We start from the raw sequence: 22,898 nt of genomic DNA on the forward strand, positions 1-22,898 counted from the left end.
ACCGTTTCATTCGGAACATGTTTCTTGATGCCTTCCCTTAGGGCGGGTAGACCCGGTGTTTGACCGGTTTTCGAGCAAGAGTCGTTTCCATGCCCCGTTCCACCACCGCCCATGGGCCTGCCAGCCAGGTTCTCGATCAGATTCTAGAGGAAGCTGCCCGGGAGGATGTCTCCGGCCTGAGTGAGGCAGACATCCGGGCGCTGGCGCAGCGCCTGTGGGATTGGGCCGAGGGGGTTCCGGCAGGCGCGCGCGCCGTTCACGTTTCCGTGAAAGCCGAAGGCGCCAGCGGCCCGCTGCAACGCAGCCTGCTTCAGGTCGCCGGGCCGGACATGCCTTTCCTCGTCGATTCGCTGCTGGGGGAATGCGCCGCCCAGGGCCATGAGGTGAAAACCCTGTTCCACCCCGTCGTCACCATGGCCGATGGCCGGATGGTCTCGGTCATCCAGGTGCACACTGCGCTGCTCACCCCGCATGAGGCCACGCTGCTGGAAGAGGGGGTGCGCGCCACCCTGGCCGATGTCGAACGCGCCGTGTCCGATCACGCCGCCATGCGCGCCCGGATGCGGGCCGAGATGAAGCGCATCTCCAGCCTGCCGCATATTCAGTCTGCGGAGCGGGATGAAGCGGTTGCCTTCCTTGAATGGCTCTCGCGCGAACATTTCGTCTTCCTCGGCGCGCGCGAGTATGACTTTGAAACCGACGCGGAGGGCCGGGTTGTGCCGGCCGAGCCGCTGATGGTCGAAGGCTCCAATCTCGGCGTCCTGCGCGATGAAAGCCTCAACGTCCTCAGCCGCGACAGCGAGCCCCTCGTCCTGACGCGCGAGATCGGCGAGTTCCTGCAATCGCCCGTGCCGCTGATCATCGCCAAGTCGACCCTGCCGAGCCGGGTCCACCGCCGCGTGCCGTGCGATTATATCGGCGTGAAGAAGTATGATGAGGAAGGCCGCGTCAATGGCGAGGTCCGCTTCCTCGGCCTCTTCACGGCAGAGGCGTATGACGAGACGGCCCGCTCCATTCCCTTCGTGCGCCGCCGCGTGCAGAAGATCATGACCGCGTCGGGCGCCGCCCCCGGCGGGCACACCGAAAAGGCCCTCGCCAACCTGATCGAGACCTGGCCGCGCGACGAGCTGTTCCAGACCCGCTCGACCATCCTGGGCCCGATGATCATGGGCGCGCTGCATCTCATCGGCCGCCCGCGCACCCGCGCCTTCCTGCGCCGGGACGAGTTTGACCGGTTCGTCACCGCGCTCGTCTTCGTGCCGCGCGAATCCTATGACACGGCCCTGCGCCAGCGCATCGGCGCGCTGCTGACTGAGGCCTATAAGGGCGACCTGAAAAGCTTCCAGCCCTATTTCGATTCCGGCCCGCTCGCCCGCGTGCATTTCGAGATTGCGCTGCACCCGGATCATCCCGAGCCCGATCCGGCGGTTCTGGAACAGCGCATCATCGATCTGGCGCGCACCTGGGATCAGGGCTTCCGCGACCTGCTGATGAGTTCAAGCCTGACCGGCGCAGACCGGGAAGGGGCGCGCAGTTTCATCGGCGCCTTCAACGCCGCCTACCGCGAAGCCTTCCCCCCGGAAGAAGCCCTGTTGGATGTCACCTGCATGGCCGCCCTCAGCGCCGGCCGGCCCATCGTGGCGCGGGCCTACCGGCTGGAAACGGATGATCCGTCCAAGGTGCGTGTGAAAATCTACACGCGCACCGGCTCTATCCCGCTGTCCCGCTGCGTGCCGGTGTTCGAGAATCTCGGCCTCTTCGTGGATTTCGAAACCGGCTATCCCGTCCGCCCTCAGACGAAACCCGTCGAGGATGCGCCCGATGTCTACTGGGTCCACTCCCTGGCGATGCAGACGGCGGATGGCTCGGCCCTCGCGCTGGAAAGCATCGCCCATGCCTTTGAGCAGGCCTTCCTGGCCGTCTGGGGCGGCAGCGCCGAAAATGATGGCTTCAACAAGCTGGTGCTGGTGGCCGGGGCAAGCTGGCGTCAGGCCGCGCTGATCCGCGCGCTCGCCTCCTATCGCCGCCAGAGCGGCCTTGACCAGCCTCAGGAAGTCCAGGAAGCCGCGCTCGCCCGCTACCCCGCCGTCACCCGCCTGCTGCTCGATCTTTTCGCCGTCCGCTTTGATCCGGAGGCGCACAAGTCCCTGGACGCGCGCAAGAAGGCGCAGGCCGCACTGGTGGCCAGGTTTGAAGATGCGATGAAGGATGTCGTCAGCCTGGCAGACGATATCGTCCTGCGCCGGATGTTCCACCTCGTCGAAGCCATTCAGCGCACGAACTTCTACCAGGAAGACGAGACTGGCGGCGTCCGCCCCTTCATCAGCTTCAAGGTGGCCAGCCGCGAACTGGCAGACCTGCCCGAGCCCAAACCCTTCCGCGAAATCTTCATGCACAGCCCGAAAGTGGAGGGCGTCCACCTGCGCTTCGGCCCGGTGGCGCGCGGCGGCCTGCGCTGGTCAGACCGCCCGTCGGATTACCGCACCGAAGTCCTCGGCCTCGTCAAGGCCCAGCAGGTGAAGAACGCCGTCATCGTGCCGGTGGGCTCCAAGGGCGGCTTCTATCCCAAACAGCTCGCCGACCGGTCAGACCGCGACGCCTGGTTCGAAAGCGGGCGCGACGCCTACAAGCAGTTCATCACCGCGCTGCTCGGCGTGACGGACAATATCGTCCATGGCAAGGTCGTGCATCCTCCGCGTACGGTCATCTGGGATGGGGAAGATCCCTATCTCGTGGTTGCCGCCGACAAGGGCACCGCCACCTTCTCCGACACCGCCAACGCCATCAGCCTTGAAAAGGGCCACTGGCTGGGCGACGCCTTCGCCTCCGGCGGCTCGGCCGGGTATGACCACAAGAAAATGGGCATCACCGCGCGCGGCGCCTGGGAAGCGGTCAAACGCCACTTCCGCGAAATGGGCCGCGACATCCAGACCGAGCCTTTCTCCGTCATCGGCGTCGGCGACATGTCGGGCGATGTGTTCGGCAATGGCATGCTGCTGTCGCCGGAAATCCGCCTCGTGGCCGCCTTCAACCATATGCACATCTTCCTCGACCCCAATCCGGGCGACGCGAAGAAAAACCTTGCCGAGCGCGAGCGCATGTTCGCCCTGCCGCGCTCAAGCTGGGCAGACTACAACACCAAGCTCATCTCCAAGGGCGGCGGCATCTTCGAGCGCTCGGCCAAGTCGATCACGCTGACGCCGGAGATCAAGTCGCTCGCCGGTATCAGCAAGGATGTTGTCACGCCTGACGAGTTGATCAACGCGCTGCTCAAGGCAGAAGCTGATCTCCTCTGGTTCGGCGGCATCGGCACCTATGTGAAGGCTGCCCATGAAAGCCATAGCGATGTCGGCGACCGCGCCAATGACGGCGTGCGCGTCAATGGCCGGGATCTGAAGGCCAAGGTGATCGGGGAAGGGGCCAATCTCGGCATGACCCAGGCCGCCCGGATCGAGTTCGCCCTCGCGGGCGGGCGCCTCAACACCGATGCCATCGACAATTCCGCCGGTGTGGATTCGTCCGACCACGAAGTGAACATCAAGATCCTCGCCGCAGAGGCCATCCGCCTCGGCGCGCTGAAGGAGGCTGAGCGCAACCCGATGCTGGCGCAGATGACCGATGATGTCGCCCGCCTCGTGCTCACGCATAACTATGACCAGACCAACACGCTGACCCTGGCCGAGGCCACCGCCAGCGAGGACCATGAAGCGCTTGAGCGGGTGATGGTCTATCTGGAAGAGCGCGGCGTGCTTAACCGTCCGCTCGAAGGGCTCCCCTCCACCCAGGAGATGCAGGCCCGCGCCGCCGAAGGCCGCCCGCTCACCCGGCCGGAACTGGCCGTGCTGCTCGCCTGGTCGAAGATTGTCCTCTTCGATGATATCGTCGCGTCCGATCTGCCGGATGATCCGTGGTTTGCCGAAGTGCTCAAGGGCTACTTCCCCAGCCCGATCGATGGCTTCGGCGAGGCCCTCGCCAATCACCGCCTGCGCCGCGAGATCATCGCCACGGTCATCGCCAACCGCAGCCTGGATCTGGGCGGCCCCGTCGCCATCCAGCGCCTGCGGGAACTCACCGGGGCGGCGCCCGCCGCCGTCATTCGCGGCGTTGAGGCGGCCCGCGCCGTGCTGGATATCGCCGGCTTCCGCAAGGAAGTCTTCGCGCTGGATAACAAGGTCTCTGCTGATCTGCAGACGGAGCTTCAGATCGAGGCCGTACAGGCCGTCAGCGAAGCTGCCGCCTGGTTCATCCGTGTTCTGCCGGATAAGTCCACCGGGGATGCCGTCAGCCTCACCTATGCCCCGCTGAATGAGCTCAAAGCCGCCCTCAGCAGCATCCAGACGGCCTATCCCGCCGCGCGGATCGAGCGGTCGGCCCGTGCCTTCATGAAGCGCGGCGCCCCCGAAGCGCTCGCCCGCTGGGCCTCGGCGATGAACTATTTTGCTCAAGGCCTCGTCGTCACCGACATCGCCGCCCATTCGGGCCGCAAGGTCGCCGAGGCCGGCGCCACCTTCTATCAGGTGGGCGATGCCCTGCGGCTCGACCGCCTGCGCACCTCGGCGCGCGAGGGCCTCGCCCATGCGCCCTATTGGGACCGTGTCGCGGGCCGCCGCCTCATCTCCGAACTCGTGCGCCTGCAGGCCAGCGTGTCGGAAGAGGCGCTCTCGGCGGGCGGTGTGGAGGCCTGGCTCGAAACGCGCAGCGAAGGGCGCAAACAGCTCCTCGCCACGCTTGGCGCGCTCGGCAAGGATCGCGACTGGTCCTTCGCCAAGTTCGCCCTGTCCGCCGACGCGGTGCGCCAGTTCATGGGCCGCTGAGGCAGCGTTCAGCAACTGTTCAGCCATCGTGCCCCTGTCTGCTATTCATCAGACAGGGGACGGTCATGCGCATATCATTGTTTATTTCAGGGCTATTGGCGTTTGGGCTGGCGGGTTGCGCTTCGTCTGGCGTGACACCCCCTCAGTCAGACTTTGCAGAGGCGGGCACAATCGCTGCCGCTCCCGAAGCTTCGCCAGAAACAACTCAGGCCGGGCGGCCGCGTTTTTACGGAAAAACGGGCGAGGACGCCTATATCTACCATCAGGTCTGGGGCGATTGCGCCATGCTCGATCATGGCGTCGGGCGCAATTACGCCTGGGGGCGATACCGCATGCCACTGAACGGCGTCAGCCATGAAATCGTCGAGGAAGGCATTCGCTTCACCTGTACCGATGGCAGCGACTGTATCGAAGGGGGCATCCTCGAAGACACGCCCGGCCGGACGAGCGAGCATACCGTTCCATTCCAGTCAGCCGAGTTTACCGGAACCTATCTCGCCCAGGTCGCAGACCTGCGCGCAGCCTGCCAGGCGGCTGCCCCCGCGCCATAGGTCAAAAAAATCCCGCAATCGCGCGCGGCTCCACACAACGTTTACGCATGTTATCCACAGTGTGGCGCATGCTTCGATTGTATCACTGGCCCCTTGATCCCGCTGGACGCATGGTGCGGCTCGTGCTCGCTGAAAAAGGCGAGCCCTTCGAAGCTGTGCCGTCCCGCCCCTGGGCGCCGGAACTCGAGATCGCCTCCATCGCGCCCGGCGCGGTGGCCCCGGCTGTGGTGTCCACCCATGGCAGCGCCGCCCGGTTCGCAGCCTGTGGCACGCGCGCCATCTGCGAGCATTTCGAGGAAGTCCGCCCGGTGCCCGCGCTGCTGCCCGATGATCTCTCCGAACGCGCCGAGGCGCGCCGCCTCTGGGCCTGGGTGGAGGCTGGCATGGAGGAGGTGACCGACAATCTCCTCTCCGAGCGCGTCACCCAATGGACCCATCGCGGCCGCCAGCCTGATTCCGACAGGCTGCGCCGCGGCGCCCATGCCCTGCGCGGCCGGCTGACCTATCTCAACGCCCTCACCGAAACGCGCGGCAATCTCGCCGGCCGCCACCTGTCCCTGGCGGATCTCGCCGCCGCCGCCCATCTTTCCGCCTACGACTATTTCGGCGATGTGCAGTGGGAGGCCGTGCCAGACCTCAAAGCCTGGTATATGCGCATCAAGTCCCGGCCGAGCTTCCGGCCCCTGCTTGCTGACAGGCTGGACGCGGCGCGCCCGGCGCCGCACTATGCCGAACTGGACTTCTGAGGAGGCGGCATGTTCCGGTATATTCTGAGCGCGCTTGCGGGCGCGATGTTTGTCGTCTGCAATGCCTTTGCCGAACCAAGCATGGCGGAGATGCAGAGTGCCGCACGTTGGTCAGCCCAATTGCAGACCGCCGTGCAGGACTTGATCCGGAACTTTGACCATCTCGACGAGTATTCCGTCATCATGGAGCAGGTGATGGCGGAAATGCTGACCGAGGAAGAAGCCCTGCTGCAGATTGGCGCGGTCACCGCAAGCTTCAATAAGAATGTTGATGACTATGTTGCCGCGCTGGAAGCTATGCCACCTCATCCGATGGCCTCCTATCCCCTCGGCAAGGCGATGATTGAAACGCGCGAAAACCTGGTCAGCCAGGCTGGCACATTTGAGATCTTCTTCGGACGTCTCGACACGCTCAGCCGCAAGGCGATCGAGGGGGATGGGGGCGCTGTTGTGCAGCTCTCCGGTGAAGTTTTCCGCAGTGCGGCCTTCCTTCTCAGCACGGAGATCGCGATGATGCGCCCGCAGATCGCCGCCCTTGAAACCATGAATCCGTTGCGGAATCTCAATCTGGCGGTTGTGGGGCAGAACGAATTCATGCGTGAAGTCCTGCTTGCCGAAGCCAGCTTTCGCTTCGGCCCTTCGCCGGGTTTTTCGAATGGCGACCTTTCCCTCGCCGCTGCTTCGCTTGCCGCTGCGCGCCGCGAGGTTGCCAATGGCCGGCGGAATACCGCTAAGCTGCGGTCGCTGCTGCTTGAAGAGAAGGCGATGCAGGGCGCCGATCAGGCCTTTTACGACAAGTTGATCGGCATGGTGGAAACCTTCTCTGACGACTGGACCGAAATGAACCAATCCCTGACAGAAGCAGAAGCCCTGCTCAAAATGATGAACGAGGGCGACGAAGATGTAGAGGCTGCCTTCGATGCCTATCTCGAAAGTTCCGGGATCGTTGCCCAGAACATCTTGGACCGGCAACTCGCGCGGTCCTCGCTGGTGGCCAACTGATCCGGGGTAATGTGAGCGGTATTGGGGAAACGCTGAAGGAACGGGCCCTCGCCCTCGGCTTCGATGCGGCGGGCATCGCGCGCGCCGATGAGGCCTGGCCGGCGGGCGAGCGCCTGAAAACCTTTGTGGAGCTTGGCCGCCATGGCGACATGGCCTGGATGGAAACCACGCTGGAGCGCCGCAGCGCCCCCACCGCCATGTGGCCAGAGGCCCGCTCCGCCCTCGTCGTCGCCCTGAATTACGGCCCCGATCACAACCCCCTCGATACCCTCTCCGAGACCGCCACCGGAAACATCTCCGTCTACGCACGGGGGAGGGACTATCACGATGTCATCAAGTCCCGCCTCAAACAGCTCGCCGGAGAGGTTGCTGAGGTCACCGGCGCAGACGTGAAGGTCTTCGTCGACACCGCCCCGCTGATGGAAAAGCCGCTGGCTCAGCGCGCCGGCCTCGGCTGGCAGGGGCGCCACACCAATCTCGTCAGCCGCCAGCTCGGCTCCTGGTTCTTCCTCGGCACCGTGCTGACCAGCGCAGACCTCACCCCCGACGCCCCGGAGCCTGACCATTGCGGCTCCTGCCGTGCCTGCCTCGATATCTGCCCCACCGCCGCGTTCCCCGCGCCCTATCAGCTCGATGCCCGCCGCTGCATCTCCTATCTCACCATCGAATATGGCGGCCCCATCCCGGCGGCGTTTCGCCCCGCCATGGGCAACCGCATCTATGGCTGCGATGATTGCCTGGCCGCCTGTCCCTGGAACAAATTTGCCAGCAGCGCGTCTGAAGCAGCACTCTATGCGCGCGCAGAACTGAAAGGACCGGGCCTGGACGAGCTTGCCGCCCTTGACGACGCAGCCTTCCGCGAAGTCTTCTCCGGCTCCCCGGTGAAGCGCTCGGGGCGCGACCGGTTCGTGCGCAATGTCGCCGTCGCCATCGGCAATTCCGGAGAGCCGCGCCTGACGGCCAGCCTGCTGGCGCTGCTGCAGGACGACGCCCCCATCGTGCGCGGGGCGGCGATCTGGGCGCTCGCCCGCCTTGATCCTGCCCGCTTTGCCGAAGAAAAGGCGCGCCGCCGCCCTTCGGAGCATGATAGGACGGTGATCGCAGAATGGGATGAGACACCGGCATGAGCGACAGCCTGACCCCGCCGCCTTCGTTTGCGCTGGCGCCCGCCCCGGAGGCCCCCGCGCCAAAGCGCAAGGCGCCCCTCTGGCGGCGCCTCCTGGTGGGGCTCGTCCTGGCCGGCATCGCCGTCTTCCTGCTGTTCCATCTCTATGCGCTTATCCTGCGTTTCGCGCCCACGCCCGGCACCCTCCTGATGTCCCAGCGCAGCCTGGAAGGGCAGGATGTGCGCTATGACTGGGTGCCCCTCGACAGGATTTCCCCGCGCCTTGTCCACGCCGTCATCGCGGCCGAAGACGCCAAATTCTGCACCCATGGCGGCATTGACTGGGAAGCTGTCGAGGCGGCCCGCGAATGGAACGCCAAAAACCCGGACCGCAACCGCCGTGGCGGCTCCACCATCAGTCAGCAAACTGCCAAGAACGTCTTCTTCTGGAATGGCGGCGGCATGCCCCGCAAGGCGGGCGAAGCCTGGATGACCTATGTGATCGAAACGGTCTGGGGCAAGCGGCGCATCATGGAAGTCTATCTCAATGTCGCCGAATGGGGCGATGGCCTCTTCGGCGCCGAGGCTGCGGCTCAGGCCCGCTTCGGCAAATCCGCCGCTGACCTCTCAGAGCGCGAAGCCGCGCTGCTCGCCGCTGTTCTTCCGTCTCCGAACAAATGGAAAGCCGTCAATCCGGGGCCTTATGTCCAGCGCCGCGCCGGCTCCATCCAGGGCCGCATGCGCGTCGTCGCCAATGAGGGCTATGCGGCCTGCGTCTTCGGCGGCGAGGCGCCCCGGCCGCCAGCGGGCGAGCGTCCCAAAGGCGAAACCCCCAAACCCCCGCCGGTGCTGGAAGAGTTGCCCGAAGCCCCCGAAACCGGGGAGGAGGCCCTCGGCGCGCCCCCCGAAGAGATCGGCACGGATGTGCCCCGCAACGCCAATGACGAGCTGAACGACCTTCTCAACGCCGCCGACGAATCCCTGCGCGCGCCCCCGCCGCCGGCAGAAGAAGGCGAGCCGGCCCCCTCCGGCGAGATCACGGATGAGCCGGTCCCAGAACCTGCGCCCGAACCCGCGCCCGGGCCTCTGCCCGAAGCGGCCCCCGCCGAAGAGGCCCCCTCCGGCCCCGCCGAACTGCGCCCCCCGGAATAACCTCCGTATAGGGCGCAACCCGCGCGGCGCCGCGCCCTGGCCAGTACTTGGCCTGTCTCTATCCTGTCCGGATTTGTCCAGATCTGTCCCCGGATTGTCCGCAGAAGTCCCGCCAATCTGGGCAAAATCACCCCGCCTGCAGGGCCAAAAACGCCGCAAAACAGGCCAGGTCATCCCTGCTTGTCCCGCGTCCTTTTCCCGTGAGGACTGCAGAGGCGCGCCCGCCAATCCGGCTGGGGGCGCCGGCGTGGGAGGATGCGTTCATGATGGACGATCTGACAAATTTGAAGCCCCCGCGCCGCTTGCGGGCGGGAAGTGGGCGCCAGCGGCGGCTATTGCGGCTGGTCTGGCTGGCCGGCTGGCGCGTGGCCGATATGGCGGCCCTGACCGGTGAGTGCGAGCGCACCGTGCGGCGGCGGCTGGCCGATCTTGATCTGATGCAGGACGAGGCCCCCGGCGAGATGGCGCGGCTGCTGGTCGCCGTGCAGCAGGATTGTGTGGCCGACGCGCTGGCCAGCAGCGGCGAGATGAAGGAGGCCGTGGCCACGCACCAGAAAATGGCCGCAACCGCGCGCGTCATGCAGGCAGTGGAGAAGGAACATCAAGGCAAGGATAGTGAGCAGACGGATGAAGACTGGAGAGAGCGAGCCCTCGAAGAACTTGAACGCATGGTCGGCGTGGACCCCGGACTCGAGACGAAAGCTGCTGCGGGCGGTGCAGGAGAAGCGTACAAAACCCCTCAGCGAGCCGATGAAAACCATGCTGGCCGCTCACGGGTTTCTGACGTTACGCCGGGATACACAGGCGCCGCCGCCGGGCCTGAAGCGCACATGGTTGCTTTCGGGGGGCCGTGGCGCGGGCAAGACGCGGGCAGGGGCCGAATGGGTCCGCTGGGCGGTGCTGCAGGCGGGCTACCGCCGGGTGGCGCTGGTGGGGCAGAATTATCCGGCCGTCCGTGAGGTGATGATCGAGGGGCCGAGCGGCCTCCTGGCCACCTCGTCGGAGATTGACCGCCCGCTCTGGCAGCCCTCCCGCCAGCGCCTGCAATGGCCAAACGGCGCGGTGGCCTATGCCTTTTCCGCCGAAGATCCCGAAAGCCTGCGCGGGCCGCAATTCGACCTTGCCTGGTGTGACGAGGCCGGCGCCTGGGGCAAGGGCGAAGCGGTGTGGGACAATCTCCAGCTTGGCCTGCGGCTGGGGCCCTGCCCGCTGGCAATGGTCACCACCACGCCGCGCGTCACCCCGCTCATCCGCAGGCTGAAGGCAGACCCCGCCACCGTGGAAACGCGCACGGCCACAGCAGAGAATGCGGGCAACCTCTCCCCCGGTTTCCTCGGCTGGATGATGGCCGCTTATGCCGGCACGGCGATGGGCCGGCAGGAGCTGGAAGGCCATTTCATGGATGATCCCGAAGGCGCAATGTTCCTCCGCTCACAGATTGACGCGCTGCGGGTGGCGGCCCCGCCGGTACAGCTTGATGACTGTATCGTGGCGGTAGACCCGTGCATCTCGGCCCGGCCGGGGGCGGATGCCTGCGGCATCATCCTGGCAGGGGTGAAAGCCGGGCATGGCTATGTGATGGGGGACGCTTCCGCGCCGGGCCTCGCCCCGCTTGTCTGGGCAGAGCGGGCCGCCGCCCTGGCCGAGGCGGCCGGGGCAAGCTGCCTCCTCGCCGAGGCCAATCAGGGCGGAGACATGGTGGCCGAAATGCTGCGGATGACAGGCACGCGCGTGCCCGTCCGGCTGGTGACGGCGCGCCTGGGCAAGCGCGGCCGGGCAGGGCCGGTCGCCGCGATGTATGCGCAGGGCCGCGTCAGCCATGCCGGGCATTTCGATACGCTGGAAGATCAGATGTGCCGGTTCGGCACCGCCGAAGAGGCCGGCTCGCCAGACCGGGTAGACGCCCTGGTCTGGGCCCTCTGGGCCCTGATGGGCGAAGGCCAGGGCCCGCGTGTGCGGGTATTGTGAGGGGGCGGAAGGGGGTGGTTGTTGACTTTTCCCGCGCTGCGCGCCAATGGATGCCATGTCAAAACACACGAAACCAGAAACAGTTATCGAAGCGCTCGAGGCGCTTTATTCGCAGGCGGTTGACGCCCTTTCCACCGCCCTCAACACCTTCCTGCATGACGGCACCCCGCCCAATCCGCGCCTGCGTGATGAAGGCGCCTTCTGCTACCCGCAGCTGCGCATCGTCTATGATCCCGAAGGGCCACCGCCGCCGATTTCCCGCGCCTTCGGAAAATTCTCCGAAGCGGGCATCTATATCACCACCATCACGCGGCCCGAATTCTTCCGCGACTATCTGATGGAAGTGCTCACCCCGCTGATGCGGGATTATGACGTGGACGTGTATGTCGAGCGGTCTGCCTCCGAAATTCCGTATGCCTATGTTTGGGATCCGTCCCAGGCGGCTGGCCTGGAAGAGATCGCCCCGGCAGAGCTGGTGCGCTGGTTCCCCTCGCCGAAGCTGACGCTGATTGGCGACGAGGTGGCCGATGGCGAGCCCTTCGAGGCAGGCGAGGAGCGCCCGCTGGCTCTCTTCGATGCCCAGCGGGTGGATTTCTCGCTGAAGCGCCTGCAGCATTATACCGGCACGCCGGTAGAGCATTTCCAGCATTATGTGCTGTTCACGAACTATCACCGCTATGTGGACGCCTTCTGCGACTGGGCGTTGACACAGCTTAACGGCGAAACGCGCTATACCTCCCTGTCCGTGCCCGGAGGGCTGGAGATTTCCCATCCGGATGAGCATAGCCGGGCGGCGATTGATGGCTCGCCCTGGCGGCGCTTCCAGATGCCGGCCTATCATCTGCGCGCGGCGAATGGCGCCGGTATCACGCTGGTGAATATTGGCGTCGGCCCCTCCAACGCCAAGACGATCACCGATCACCTCGCCGTCCTGCGCCCGCAGGTCTGGCTGATGGTGGGCCATTGCGGCGGCCTGCGCCATTCCCAGTCCATCGGGGATTATGTGCTCGCCCATGCCTATCTGCGCGAGGATCATGTGCTTGATACGGTGCTGCCGCCGGAAATTCCCGTTCCTCCGATTGCGGAGGTTCAGGTGGCGCTGCAAGAGGCTGCCGCAAGGGTCACCGGAGAGAAGGGCGAGGCCCTGAAGAAACGCCTGCGCACCGGCACTGTGGTCACCACGGACGACCGCAACTGGGAACTGCGCTTTACCGCCTCGGCCCGCCGCTTCAACAAGAGCCGGGCGGTGGCCATCGATATGGAAAGCGCCACGATTGCCGCCAATGGCTTCCGCCTGCGTGTGCCTTACGGAACGCTGCTATGCGTGTCCGACAAGCCGCTGCATGGCGAGATCAAGCTGCCCGGCGCGGCCAACCGCTTCTATGAACGCGCCATCGGCGAACACATCCGTATCGGGATCGAAACGCTCGAACGCCTCAGCGAAGACGGCGGCGCCGCCCTCCACAGCCGCAAACTGCGCGCCTTCGACGAGCCGCCGTTCCGGTAGGGTGCTTAGTGTCTGATTTCGACCAAACAGTATTTGAAGAATATCGTCAGTTGCTTCACGATTGCATGAAGGCCGCAGTTGGTACGATCCAGCAGATTACAAAGGTGGAGAACGGAACATCAGACCTACTGGTCTTGGCTCTCTACGCTTCGTTGGTCGAATATGTGAACTGTGCATTGACGCTCGCCGGCAAGAAAATTTCGGCGGGGGATGATGTGATCTTCAGAAGCTTCTTGGAAGGATTTGTCGACCTCAAAAACCTTCTGAGCGTTGGGAACTATAATCTGCATCTCCAATTGGAGCATGACATGAATTGGGACCGAGTTCTAAAGGCAGCAGCTGATGGAAATCCGTTCTTTGAAACGATTGCTCTGTCAGCCGACAGAGCTGATCGTCATGCGGAGCACAACGAAAACATCCATAATCTCAGAGCGGCGGGGATCAAGAAGCTTACCGTGAAAGAGAAATTTAAATTGGCGGGCTTGGAGCAGGAATACGATTCGATCTATGCGTTTTCTTCAAGAGAAGCGCACAATGGTCTCGGCGCATTGATGCGTAGGCACTTTGTCGAAAATGGTGAAAACTACGTCATCAAGCTGAATCATTGGGATGCTGATCGCTGTTCTCTCAGGTTTGATGGCTACCTATCATTTTTGACTGACGCCACATACTTGGTTGCGAATAGATTTAACTGCGACGCAGATGCTCTATTTGGTCCCATCAGTGAGAGAGTTATCAAGCTGCGGAAGTTTGTGTCTGAAGGACCTGATGGGGAACGCAATGGCAGCAGGTGAATCAAGTTCTGAAGTCGTCAACTGGCCCGCCCTGAAGGCGGCGGCGCTGGCGGCGCAGGATCGGGCGTATGTGCCGTATTCGGAGTATCGCGTGGGCGCGGCGCTGCTGACGTCCACGGGCGAGATCGTGACCGGGTGCAATGTCGAGAACGCCACCTATGGCGCCACCTGCTGCGCCGAGCGCACGGCGGTGTTCAGCGCGGTGGCGGCCGGCCACCGGGCCTTCCGGGCGATTGCCGTAGCCACCCATGGGGCCGGCGCGGGCACGCCCTGCGGCATCTGCCGCCAGGTGCTGGCAGAATTCTCCACCGATGGCGCGCTGGAGATCCTCTGCTTCACCCCAGAAGGCGCACAGGCCCGCTACACCCTGGCGGAGCTGCTCCCCCATGCCTTTGCGCTGAAATAGCTGAACACCAATGACGACGCTTGCATTCTGAACAACTTTAAGTTCTTTTCACCGAGTGCCGGGTGGAGGGGAAATAGAGTGTGGGGATTGTTGATTGAGTGGCTAAATGCGAACCTTCTAGGCGTTGCAACAACTGCGTTTGGCACTGCGTTACTTGCCCTGTTTAAGCCCGTTCGGGTTTGGGCAGAAAAAATGCTGTGGGGTAGCTGCAAGTGGCTTTGGGCGGCAATCAGCGCCTTGCCGAGCCACTTGAGATTGTACAGGTTCGTTCTTTCGCGAAAGCCGTTCTGGTCATTTGGGAGCGGCAAAAAGCAGAAAAGCCTGAACGGACCTATCGTCATTACCGTGATGAATTTCAAGGGCGGTGTCGGAAAGACAACTATAGCCGCAAATCTCGCGGCTTCGTTGGCTGGAAAGTTTGAGAAACGGGTCTTGGTGGTTGACCTGGATTATCAAGGATCATTGACCGATCTTTTGCGTCGATCAACAAACGATGCAACAGATGTGAATCTCGCTGCAAAATGGCTGCACTCAAAGTTTCCTCTTCGGACTCTTGAGGAACTGGTCATAACCAATACCAATGTTCCAAATGTTGCTTTGATATCAGCCGAATACGGATTAACTGAGATTGAAGACAACGAACTCCTCAGGTGGTTGATGGGGCTTTCCGGAGATGATGTTAGGAGTCGTCTGTTGCGGCGGCTGAAGCGCGTCAGCTTGGGCATCGAAACGCGATACGACTATATCATTATGGATGCCCCACCCAGAATGAGTCTGGCTGCCGCAAATGCACTTAAGGCAAGCGACTACGTGCTGATACCCGCAAAGCTTCAGTTTCTCGCGGTTAGTCCTGTGCAAAAAATGTTGGAGTACTTGACGACTTTTAAGAAAATAATCCGTGCAAGGTTCACGATACTGGGAGTTGTCTGCAATATGACCGAAGGCGCTCAGCCCGTTGGTAACGAAGGCAGTTATCTGGAGCAGGTGCAAAGTGCCATTGCAACGCACGCTGACGGACCGATTGTGTTTGAAACGTTGGTTCCTGACAGGAAGGATATTGGGCGCCCTGAGGGTGCGACGCTCGGCTATATGCTGAGGGGGCGGGATGGCGAGTGGGTGAGAACAACCTTCGATTCATTGAGTCGGCAAATCTTTGATAGAATTGATGCGCTAAAGTCTTCGCCGAATCGACCTTGATATGTTAATATGAGACGATATGGAGGCGTTTATGGATAAGCTTCAAGTTGCAGACATAATATTAGCCCTCAGGCGGATTGAAGCTGTAACTGCGGGCGCTGCTAGCCGCGCGCCACGTTCAGCTTTGTCGGGTGCTGCTACGTTTCTTGAACAATATTCGGCCCTTACGGTGGACGAGGTTGAAAATCAGCTTCAGCTATCCAAGCCAAAGCCCCCCCCAAAAAAACCTGCCGCACCTTTGAGGGAACAACTGGTTCGCAAGTATGCTGACCAACTGAGTTCTGCCGGAACTGATCTTCCGGTGTTTGAAGATGTGATCGCGCGCTTGGGTGCTGACAAAACCGCGAGAGTTCAGGAAGTAAAGGCTATAGCAAAAGAGTACGGTGCTTCTTTCACCTCCAAAGTTAGAATTGATGGCTTAAACGCTATCCGCCAGAAGTTCGATGAGCGCTGGAAGCTTGCGAACAGGTCGGTTTTGAAAGCATCCTGACTTAAGCTTGCCCTTGCCCCGGCGTGAGCGGCTGTGGACACAGGATTGTCACTGGACGGGCGGGCGGGTGCGGGCTACCCCCAAGGGCATGACTGATACGACGACAAAACCCCGCCTCCTGAAGTTTGAAACCATCCGCAATTTCCGCGATTTCGGCGGCTATGACAGCCGCCATGGCGGGCGGGTGAAGATGGGGCGGCTCTACCGCTCCGGCCACCATGCCGAAGCCTCGCAGGACGAGCTGCAGAAGATGACGGCGCTGGGCATCCATGTGCAGGCCGATCTGCGGCGCCCGGATGAACGGGAGAAATTCAAGACGCGCTTTACCGCGCCGGTGACCATCACCCATGATGGCGGGCGCGAGACAGATGCGCCGCATATCCGCTTTCTCTCCCGCATGGAGGTGAGCGCGGACGATGCCGATCAGTGGATGGTGGAATATTACGAAGCTGCGCCGTTCAAGGAACATCATACCTCGATGTTCACCGACTGGTTCGGCCATCTGGCGGCGCTTGACGGGGATGCGGCGGGGCTGGTGAACTGCGCGGCCGGCAAGGACCGCACGGGCATTCTCTGCGCGCTGACGCATCATATCCTGGGCGTGAGCGAGGCCGACATCCGCGAGGATTATGACCTGACGAACACGGCCGTGGACGTGGCGGCACGCCTGCCGGAAGCAGCCGCCTATTTCAACGATATGCTGGGCAAGGACTATCCGGCCGAAGTGTTCCGCCCGTTCATGGGCGTGCATCTGCGCTATCTGGAAAAGGCCTTCGCGACGATCAATGAGCGGGCCGGATCCATCGATGGCTATCTCGTCGATACGCTGAAGGTGGACGAGAAGATGCAGGACGCCATCCGGGAACGGCTGATCGAGAAATAGGGGCAAACGCCGCCTGTTCCGGCGCCGGTGCGGTCTGGAACTTGTCCGCTCAGATGAACCCCGCTGGCGCGGCGTTCATCGAGCGGGACGACAGGAGAGGGGGCAGGGCCCCTCTCAAATCAGATCGGCCAGATCAGATTGGCCGGGTCAGATCGGCTCGTAAGGGAACACGCTGGCGGTGGCGCCGAGATCGGTGAAATCCGGGCTCATTGCCGGGAAGGCCTGGCTGATCAGGCTTTCCGGGTTCCAGCCTTCCATCCGGGCGAGCGATTTAACCGGGCGGGGCTGGTCGAACAGGATCACTTCATTGCCGCGCACGCCGAATATCTGGCCGGAGACGTTTGCCGACTGATCCGAGCAGAGCGCCACGGCCAGTTGGGCCACCTGATCGGCGCGCATGCCGTTCTTCATCCGCTCCACGCGCTGGGCGCTGGCTTCATCCTTCACCGGGATCGAGGCGATCATCCGTGTCCAGGCAAAGGGCGCGATGACGTTGGAGCGGATTTTCTTGGCTGCCCCTTCCATGGCCAGGATGCGCGAGAGGCCGACAATGCCGAGCTTGGCCGCGGCATAGTTGGCCTGGCCGATATTGCCGATCAGGCCGGACGTGGAGGTGAAGAAGACGTAGGAGCCGCGCTCATTCTCGCGGAAATACTCCACCGCTGCGCGGCCCACATTGTAGGAGCCGTGCAGGTGCACATCGATCACGGCTTTCCAGTCGGCTTCGCTCATCTTGTGGAACATGCCATCGCGCAGGATGCCCGCCGGATTGACGATGGAATCGAGACGGCCAAAGGTGTCCAGCGCCTGCGTCACCATGCCGGCCACGGCGTTGTAATCGGTCACGCTTTCGGAGTTGGAGACCGCTTCGCCGCCCGCCGCGCGGATTTCCGCTGCGACAGCCTCGGCCGGGCCGGCATCGCCTTCATCCCCGCCTTTCAGGCCACCGCCGAGATCGTTGACGATGACCTTGGCGCCTTCGCGCGCGGCCAGAAGCGCCGTTTCCTTGCCGATGCCGTTGCCGCCGCCGGTTACCAGAACCACCTTGCCGTCGAGAACACCCATGTCTTCCTCCTGTCTGTTTCGCGCCGGACACTACCGGCCATCAGCGCCGGGGCAAGAGGCGGCGGAAAAATCAAGGTTTGAAATACTGCGCTCAAGCGGCTAGCAAGCCGGGCATGACACGTACCTTTCAGGCAGTAATCTGGGATTTCGGCGGGGTGTTCACCTCCTCGCCCTTCGAGGCATTCAACCGGTATGAGGCCGAAAAGGGCCTGCCGGCGGACTTCATCCGCTCGATCAATGCGGTCAATCCGCTGGAAAACGCCTGGGCCAAGCTCGAGCGCAGCCTGGTGGGCGCCGAGGAGTTCGACGGCCTCTTCCGGGCCGAGGCCCTGGCCATGGGCCATGATGTGCCCGGCCGGGACATCCTCGGGCTGCTCTCGGGCCATCTGCGCCCGCGCGTGGTTACTGCGCTGAAAGTCTGCAAGGGCCATGGCAAGGTTGGCTGCATCACCAACAACGCCCCCATCGGCAAGGGCGCCTCGATGACCCATGATGACGAGAAGGCCGCCCAATTGGCGGAAGTCTTCGCGCAGTTCGACCATCTGATCGAAAGCTCGAAACTCGGCATCCGCAAGCCTGATCCGCGCATCTATGCCCTGATGTGCGAAGCCCTGGATGTGGACCCGAAACACTGCGTCTATCTCGATGATCTCGGGATCAATCTGAAGCCGGCCCGCGAAATGGGCATGGCAACCATCAAGGTGACCAGCGAAGAACAGTTGCTGGCCGATCTGGAAGCCATCACCGGCTATGCGGTGCGCTAGCTTTACGCTTGCCGCCTGTCTGGCGCTGTTGCTGGCAGCCTGCGCGCCTGCCGAACAGGCGGCGGCGCCCGTGGCTGGCCCGCCTGTGCCTTCGGACTCCCTGACCCGGCCACCGCTGGCGCCTGAGCCCGTCTCGCTGACGCCGGAAGCCGAAGCGATGAAAGCCGCCATCCTGCGTGAAGCCGAACGGGGCGCCCTGCGCAGCCTGGCGCGGCTGGCCGGCGAGCAGGAGGGCTTCATGTCGAATGTGGGCGGGCGCGACCATTTCGAATTCTGGGACCTGCTGCGCCGCACCGGCGTGGACCCCAACCGCAAGCTGCGCGACCTGCTGGAGGGGCCGCCGGGCAAGCGCGAGATTGATGGCGAGATCTGGTTCGTCTGGCCTGATCTGGCCGCCAAGGATGTGCGGGATCTGATCCCGGAAAAACTGACTTTTGTAGAACGCCGCCGCCTGCGCGAACTGATCGGCGAAGATGGCATCGGCCGCATCCGTGCGGGCGAAGGCTATCCCGGTATGCGCACAGCGATTTCGGCGGAAGGCCGCTGGGTATATTTCGTACTCGGCCAGGACGGAGAGGAATAGGACATGTCGAAGATCGGTGCAGACGCCGCCATCAAGGCCCTCAAGGGCTGGAAGATCGCCGAGGGCGAGCGCGACGCCATCACGAAGGCGTATCGCTTTGCCGACTTCAAGGCAGCCTTCGCCTTCATGTCTGCCGCGGCGCTGAAGGCCGAGCAGATGGACCACCATCCCGAATGGTTCAACGTCTATAACAAGGTGGACGTGATCCTCACCACACATGACGCTGACGGCGTGACGCAGAAGGATCTCGAACTCGCCGGCTTCATGGACCAGCTGGCTGCAAGGCTGGGCTGAGCCTTACTTCCACACCACCCGGTAGAGATCGAACCGCCGGTCTTTCAGATTCTGTACCGCGCCGGACTGGCGGGCGGTGAGCAGGTCTGACAGGGAGAGGTCGGCGATGGCCACCGTCTCGGTATTGGGCGCCACGTCTGCGGCAATCCCGTCGCGGGAGAAGGGGAAGTCCGACGGCGTGAGAATGCAGCTCTCCGCATAGTGAATGTCCATATTCTCGACATTCGGCAGATTGCCGACCACGCCGGACATGACGACATAGCACTGGTTTTCCACCGCGCGGGCCTGGCTGCAATACCGCACACGGAGGTATCCGCGGCGCTCATCGGTGCAGAAGGGAACAAACAGGATCAGCGCGCCCTGATCGACCAGATGGCGGGCGATTTCGGGGAATTCGGAATCATAGCAGATCATTACCCCGATCGGTCCGCAATCGGTGTGGATGACCGAATTGCCTTCGCCGCCCTTGATATTCCACCAGGTGCGCTCAGACGGGGTGGGGTGAAGCTTCTGCTGCGTGTGGACCGAGCCATCGCGCAGGAAGATGTAGGCGACATTGTGAATATCGCCATCGGGCATCCGGGAGGGATGGGAGCCGCCGATGATGTTGATGTTGTAGGAGACCGCCAGGCGCTCCATGAAGGCGATGAAGCGCGGGGTGTATTCGGAGATGCGGGCAATGGCATCTGCCGGCCCCAGCGGCTTGCTCTCCAGGGAGAGGAGCTGCAGCGTGAAAAGCTCCGGGAACGTCACAAAGTCAGCCCGGTAATCCGAAGCGATATCGACGAAATACTCAACCTGCTGCTCGAACTCGTCGATGGAGTTGATGCGGCGCATCTGGAACTGGACGGTTGCCAGGCGCACGCGCTCGGGCAGGGAGGTGTCGCCCAGGCTCGGCTTGGCCTTGATGGCTTCCTGTTCCAGCGGATTGCGCCAGAACATCTGGGTGGCATGGCCGCAGGAGTCTGTGTCCTCGGGCATGTAATTCTTCAGCACGCCGACGACCTCAAAGCCCTGGCGCAGCTGGAAGCTGAGCACCGGATCGCGCAGCTTGGAAGCTTTGACCGCTTCGATATAGCCGGCCGGGTTCGGGAATTCCTTCTGGTGGCGATGATAGCCGGGCATGCGGCCGCCGAAGACGATGCCTTTGAGTTCCAGCCATTGGCAGAGATCCTGGCGGACCTTGTAGAAACGCTGGCCGATTCGCAGGCGGCGGAATTCGGAATCGACGATGACGTCCATGCCGTAAAGCATGTCGCCTTCCGGATCATGCCGGGCGGCAAAGCCCCCGCCCGTGATCTCGTTCCAGGTATGCTGGGAAAGGGCGGTGGCAGAATCGATCACGAAGGTGACGCAGTGGCCGACGATCTGGCCTTCAAACTCGGCCACAAACTGCCCGTCCGGGAATTTGTTGATCTGCCCGGCGATCTGATCAACCGTATAGCCATCATCCACCCCATAGACCTTGTCATAAAGGGGGCGGATGCCTGCAATGTCTTTCGGCTTGGCATTGCGGATGACGAGTTTGGTGCGTGTGGCTGTCATGGTTTCTCCAATGAACGTCCTTGCGCCTTTATCTAGTGCGGCAATCTTAAGATTGCGCGTAGCCCGCCAAGGGGGCTGGGCGCAAGACGCACATCCCCGCCATGCATGCGGGCGGTGTCGCGCGCCAGCGTCAGGCCGAGGCCGGAGCCGGATACATTCTGGCTGCGGGCCCCATCCAGCCGCGAGAAGGGGCGGAAGGCGTCCTCATAGCGGTCAGGCGGAATGCCGGGGCCATCATCATCCACGATCACCTCGGCCCAGTGCGGCCCGTTGACGAGGGTGACACGGGCATGGCTGGCATATTTGAGGGCGTTGGAGACAAGGTTGTTGATCGCCCGCTTCAGGGCCAGCGGCCGGCCCCGCACGCTCAGCGATTGCGGGCCGCTGACGGGGATATGCGGCCCGAAACCCGACACGATATCGTGAACCATCGCGCCCAGATCAAAGCTGCCCGGCTCGTCGCCCTCCTCGCCGCGCGCAAAGGCGAGATATTCGTCGAGCATCATGGCCATGTCATCAAGGTCTGACTGGGCGGCCTTCATATCCTCCGTCTCCGGCATCAGCGCGAGGGTGAGCTTCAGGCGGGTGAGGGGGGTGCGCAGATCATGGCTGACACCGGCCAGCATCGCGGTGCGCTGCTCGGCAAAGGCGGTAAGGCGGTTTTTCATGTCGATGATGGCACGGGCCGCATCGCGCACTTCGGTGGCGCCGGAGGGGCGGAAGCCCTCCAGATCCCGCCCCCGTCCGAAAGCGCGGGCCGCCTCCGAAAGGCGCAGGATGGAGCGGACCTGCTGGTTGAGAAAGCCGATCGCCAGGGCAACCATCAGCAGGGAGAAGAAAATCACCCAGACAATGAAGAAGTGCGAATTGATGACCAGCGCCCGTTTCCGGTCCATCACGATTTCTGCCGTTTTGCCGGCGGCGGGGAAACGAATATGCAGCTTGGCATCGTTCGGGATCAGGCCGACCACGATGTCATCGCCGAGCCGCCCGGCAAGTTCGCTCTTGAGGGTGCCGTTATAGGAAAAGCTCTGTCTCAACGCGCTGTCTGGAACGGCGCCTGGCGGAAGGCTGCAGGTAAACTCCGTCTCCAGAAGATACTGGATGCGGGCCAGATCCCCCGGTCCGTAGGCGGGATTGCGGCAGGCATCCCGGATCAGGGCGGCGTCGCGCGCGATGCCCTGTCCCAGCTTGCGGTTCACTTCGGCAATATGGTTGGCATAATAATACCAGGTCATCAGGCAAAGGATGATCAGGACCGGCGCCAGAATGATCAGCAGGCTGCGGGCATAGAGGCCGCGAGGGGTGATGTCTCTCAGGCGCAGCATGGACCGGCTCAATCCGGCATCAGGCGGTAGCCGATGCCCCGCACGGTCTGGATATGGATCGGCTCTTTCGGATTGGGTTCGATCTTGCGGCGCAGGCGGGTTACCTGCACATCCACCGACCGCTCCATGCCCGCCGAGGTCATCTCGGCGAGGTCTTCGCGGCTGATGGCTTCGCCCGGCGTGCGCGCGAGGATGGTCAGGAGCTGCACTTCGGCGTCTGTCAGGCGGATGCGCTGGTCGCCCGCCTTGAGTTCGCCCCGCTCGATATTGAAGACGAGGCCCGACATTTCGACCTCCTCCGGGGGAGGGGCGGGCTTCTGGGAACGGCGCAGGATCGCCTCGCAGCGCAGGGCGAGTTCTTCGGGCTCAAACGGCTTGGCGAGATAATCATCGGCGCCGAGGCGAAGGCCCTCGATCCGGTCGCGGGCCTCTCCGCGCGCTGTCAGCAGCATGACCGGCGTGGCCCGGGCCGGGCCTGACCGGATGCGCTCAAGCAGTTCCAGCCCCGTTTCGCCCGGCATCATGATGTCCAGCACGGCCAGATCGAAGGTCATGTTGTCCATCAGGCGGCGCGCCCCGGCAGCATCCGGCGCGCCCGTCACCCGGTAGCCCTTGAGCGTCAGGAACCGCTTGGTGAGGTCGCGGATGCGGTCGTCATCATCGACGATCAGGATATGGGCGGGATCTCTCAGGCTCATGGCGGT

The 22,898-nt window shown here is 63.1% G+C and carries 21 protein-coding genes; 17 read left to right on the forward strand and 4 right to left on the reverse strand.

Annotated elements, in window-relative coordinates:
* Positions 1–89: 89 nt before the first annotated feature.
* From ACQKI2_RS08515 to ACQKI2_RS08580, 14 genes are all read left to right on the forward strand, one after another.
* Positions 90–4,814 carry an NAD-glutamate dehydrogenase gene (locus tag ACQKI2_RS08515; protein ID WP_427379260.1) on the forward strand — a complete coding sequence of 1,575 codons (4,725 nt, stop codon included), beginning with the start codon at positions 90–92 and terminating at the stop codon, positions 4,812–4,814.
* 65 nt (positions 4,815–4,879) lie between these two features.
* Positions 4,880–5,365: a hypothetical protein gene (locus ACQKI2_RS08520; protein WP_427379261.1), complete on the forward strand. Its 486-nt coding sequence runs from the start codon at positions 4,880–4,882 to the stop codon at positions 5,363–5,365.
* 68 nt (positions 5,366–5,433) lie between these two features.
* Positions 5,434–6,111, forward strand: a complete 678-nt coding sequence (locus ACQKI2_RS08525) for a glutathione S-transferase family protein (RefSeq protein ID WP_427379262.1) — start codon at positions 5,434–5,436, stop codon at positions 6,109–6,111.
* A 9-nt stretch (positions 6,112–6,120) separates the two neighbouring features.
* Positions 6,121–7,113 (forward strand): hypothetical protein, encoded by a 993-nt coding sequence (locus tag ACQKI2_RS08530; RefSeq protein ID WP_427379263.1) that lies wholly within the window; start codon positions 6,121–6,123, stop codon positions 7,111–7,113.
* An 11-nt stretch (positions 7,114–7,124) separates the two neighbouring features.
* A complete protein-coding gene (queG, locus tag ACQKI2_RS08535; RefSeq protein WP_427379264.1) occupies positions 7,125–8,240 on the forward strand; it encodes a tRNA epoxyqueuosine(34) reductase QueG in 1,116 nt (371 codons plus the stop codon).
* The gene (mtgA, locus tag ACQKI2_RS08540) at positions 8,237–9,370 is read left to right on the forward strand and encodes a monofunctional biosynthetic peptidoglycan transglycosylase (RefSeq protein WP_427379265.1); all 1,134 of its coding nucleotides are present in this window, start codon (positions 8,237–8,239) and stop codon (positions 9,368–9,370) included. Before queG ends, mtgA begins: the two co-directional genes overlap by 4 nt.
* 263 nt (positions 9,371–9,633) lie before the next feature.
* A complete protein-coding gene (locus tag ACQKI2_RS08545) occupies positions 9,634–10,329 on the forward strand; it encodes a hypothetical protein (RefSeq protein ID WP_427379266.1) in 696 nt (231 codons plus the stop codon).
* A complete protein-coding gene (locus ACQKI2_RS08550; RefSeq protein ID WP_427379364.1) occupies positions 10,268–11,338 on the forward strand; it encodes a terminase large subunit domain-containing protein in 1,071 nt (356 codons plus the stop codon). The genes ACQKI2_RS08545 and ACQKI2_RS08550 overlap by 62 nt, the downstream gene beginning before the upstream one ends.
* A 46-nt stretch (positions 11,339–11,384) precedes the next feature.
* Entirely contained in the window at positions 11,385–12,845 is a 1,461-nt protein-coding gene (locus ACQKI2_RS08555; RefSeq protein ID WP_427379267.1) for an AMP nucleosidase, read from the forward strand.
* Positions 12,846–12,853: 8 nt separating this feature from the next.
* Complete coding sequence (locus tag ACQKI2_RS08560; RefSeq protein ID WP_427379268.1) at positions 12,854–13,639, forward strand: DUF5677 domain-containing protein; 786 nt, start codon at positions 12,854–12,856, stop codon at positions 13,637–13,639.
* Positions 13,626–14,045, forward strand: coding sequence for a cytidine deaminase (cdd, locus tag ACQKI2_RS08565; protein WP_427379269.1), 420 nt, complete (start codon positions 13,626–13,628; stop codon positions 14,043–14,045). The genes ACQKI2_RS08560 and cdd overlap by 14 nt, the downstream gene beginning before the upstream one ends.
* Before the next feature lie 78 nt (positions 14,046–14,123).
* Positions 14,124–15,242, forward strand: a complete 1,119-nt coding sequence (locus ACQKI2_RS08570; RefSeq protein WP_427379270.1) for a ParA family protein — start codon at positions 14,124–14,126, stop codon at positions 15,240–15,242.
* A 31-nt stretch (positions 15,243–15,273) separates the two neighbouring features.
* Positions 15,274–15,732, forward strand: coding sequence for a hypothetical protein (locus ACQKI2_RS08575; protein ID WP_427379271.1), 459 nt, complete (start codon positions 15,274–15,276; stop codon positions 15,730–15,732).
* Positions 15,733–15,820: 88 nt separating this feature from the next.
* Positions 15,821–16,615 (forward strand): tyrosine-protein phosphatase, encoded by a 795-nt coding sequence (locus tag ACQKI2_RS08580; RefSeq protein WP_427379272.1) that lies wholly within the window; start codon positions 15,821–15,823, stop codon positions 16,613–16,615.
* Positions 16,616–16,762: 147 nt separating this feature from the next.
* On the opposite strand, the gene ACQKI2_RS08585 is transcribed toward ACQKI2_RS08580, so the two are convergent.
* On the reverse strand, positions 16,763–17,680 hold the full coding sequence (locus ACQKI2_RS08585; RefSeq protein WP_427379273.1) for an SDR family NAD(P)-dependent oxidoreductase: 918 nt from the start codon (positions 17,678–17,680) through the stop codon (positions 16,763–16,765).
* A gap of 113 nt (positions 17,681–17,793) precedes the next feature.
* Between ACQKI2_RS08585 and ACQKI2_RS08590 the strand changes: the two genes are divergently transcribed.
* Genes ACQKI2_RS08590 through ACQKI2_RS08600 form a run of 3 tightly spaced genes read left to right on the forward strand, consistent with a single transcriptional unit; the run spans position 17,794 to position 19,321 of the window.
* A complete protein-coding gene (locus ACQKI2_RS08590) occupies positions 17,794–18,444 on the forward strand; it encodes an HAD-IA family hydrolase (protein ID WP_427379274.1) in 651 nt (216 codons plus the stop codon).
* Entirely contained in the window at positions 18,431–19,027 is a 597-nt protein-coding gene (locus ACQKI2_RS08595) for a hypothetical protein (RefSeq protein WP_427379275.1), read from the forward strand. The genes ACQKI2_RS08590 and ACQKI2_RS08595 overlap by 14 nt, the downstream gene beginning before the upstream one ends.
* A gap of 3 nt (positions 19,028–19,030) precedes the next feature.
* Entirely contained in the window at positions 19,031–19,321 is a 291-nt protein-coding gene (locus ACQKI2_RS08600; RefSeq protein ID WP_427379276.1) for a 4a-hydroxytetrahydrobiopterin dehydratase, read from the forward strand.
* A gap of 3 nt (positions 19,322–19,324) precedes the next feature.
* Here the strand turns inward: ACQKI2_RS08600 and ACQKI2_RS08605 are convergent, their stop codons facing one another.
* The 3 genes from ACQKI2_RS08605 to ACQKI2_RS08615 are packed head-to-tail and all read right to left on the reverse strand — an operon-like array spanning position 19,325 to position 22,892.
* Positions 19,325–20,866 (reverse strand): nitrilase-related carbon-nitrogen hydrolase, encoded by a 1,542-nt coding sequence (locus ACQKI2_RS08605; protein WP_427379277.1) that lies wholly within the window; start codon positions 20,864–20,866, stop codon positions 19,325–19,327.
* 32 nt (positions 20,867–20,898) lie between these two features.
* Complete coding sequence (locus ACQKI2_RS08610; RefSeq protein ID WP_427379278.1) at positions 20,899–22,194, reverse strand: ATP-binding protein; 1,296 nt, start codon at positions 22,192–22,194, stop codon at positions 20,899–20,901.
* An 8-nt stretch (positions 22,195–22,202) separates the two neighbouring features.
* Positions 22,203–22,892 (reverse strand): response regulator, encoded by a 690-nt coding sequence (locus ACQKI2_RS08615; RefSeq protein WP_427379279.1) that lies wholly within the window; start codon positions 22,890–22,892, stop codon positions 22,203–22,205.
* Positions 22,893–22,898: the final 6 nt, after the last annotated feature.

The sequence above is a fragment of the Hyphomonas sp. NPDC076881 genome (assembly GCF_050269995.1).
Classification (GTDB): Bacteria; Pseudomonadota; Alphaproteobacteria; order Caulobacterales; family Hyphomonadaceae; genus Hyphomonas.

Coding starts and splice junctions, on each gene's coding strand:
- ACQKI2_RS08515 (WP_427379260.1), top strand. CDS start 90: ATGCCCCGTTCCACCACCGCCCATGGGCCTGCCAGCCAGGTTCTCGAT.
- ACQKI2_RS08520 (WP_427379261.1), top strand. CDS start 4,880: ATGCGCATATCATTGTTTATTTCAGGGCTATTGGCGTTTGGGCTGGCG.
- ACQKI2_RS08525 (WP_427379262.1), top strand. CDS start 5,434: ATGCTTCGATTGTATCACTGGCCCCTTGATCCCGCTGGACGCATGGTG.
- ACQKI2_RS08530 (WP_427379263.1), top strand. CDS start 6,121: ATGTTCCGGTATATTCTGAGCGCGCTTGCGGGCGCGATGTTTGTCGTC.
- mtgA (WP_427379265.1), top strand. CDS start 8,237: ATGAGCGACAGCCTGACCCCGCCGCCTTCGTTTGCGCTGGCGCCCGCC.
- ACQKI2_RS08545 (WP_427379266.1), top strand. CDS start 9,634: ATGATGGACGATCTGACAAATTTGAAGCCCCCGCGCCGCTTGCGGGCG.
- ACQKI2_RS08555 (WP_427379267.1), top strand. CDS start 11,385: ATGGATGCCATGTCAAAACACACGAAACCAGAAACAGTTATCGAAGCG.
- cdd (WP_427379269.1), top strand. CDS start 13,626: ATGGCAGCAGGTGAATCAAGTTCTGAAGTCGTCAACTGGCCCGCCCTG.
- ACQKI2_RS08575 (WP_427379271.1), top strand. CDS start 15,274: ATGGATAAGCTTCAAGTTGCAGACATAATATTAGCCCTCAGGCGGATT.
- ACQKI2_RS08580 (WP_427379272.1), top strand. CDS start 15,821: ATGACTGATACGACGACAAAACCCCGCCTCCTGAAGTTTGAAACCATC.
- ACQKI2_RS08585 (WP_427379273.1), bottom strand. CDS start 17,680: ATGGGTGTTCTCGACGGCAAGGTGGTTCTGGTAACCGGCGGCGGCAAC.
- ACQKI2_RS08590 (WP_427379274.1), top strand. CDS start 17,794: ATGACACGTACCTTTCAGGCAGTAATCTGGGATTTCGGCGGGGTGTTC.
- ACQKI2_RS08595 (WP_427379275.1), top strand. CDS start 18,431: ATGCGGTGCGCTAGCTTTACGCTTGCCGCCTGTCTGGCGCTGTTGCTG.
- ACQKI2_RS08600 (WP_427379276.1), top strand. CDS start 19,031: ATGTCGAAGATCGGTGCAGACGCCGCCATCAAGGCCCTCAAGGGCTGG.
- ACQKI2_RS08605 (WP_427379277.1), bottom strand. CDS start 20,866: ATGACAGCCACACGCACCAAACTCGTCATCCGCAATGCCAAGCCGAAA.
- ACQKI2_RS08610 (WP_427379278.1), bottom strand. CDS start 22,194: ATGCTGCGCCTGAGAGACATCACCCCTCGCGGCCTCTATGCCCGCAGC.
- ACQKI2_RS08615 (WP_427379279.1), bottom strand. CDS start 22,892: ATGAGCCTGAGAGATCCCGCCCATATCCTGATCGTCGATGATGACGAC.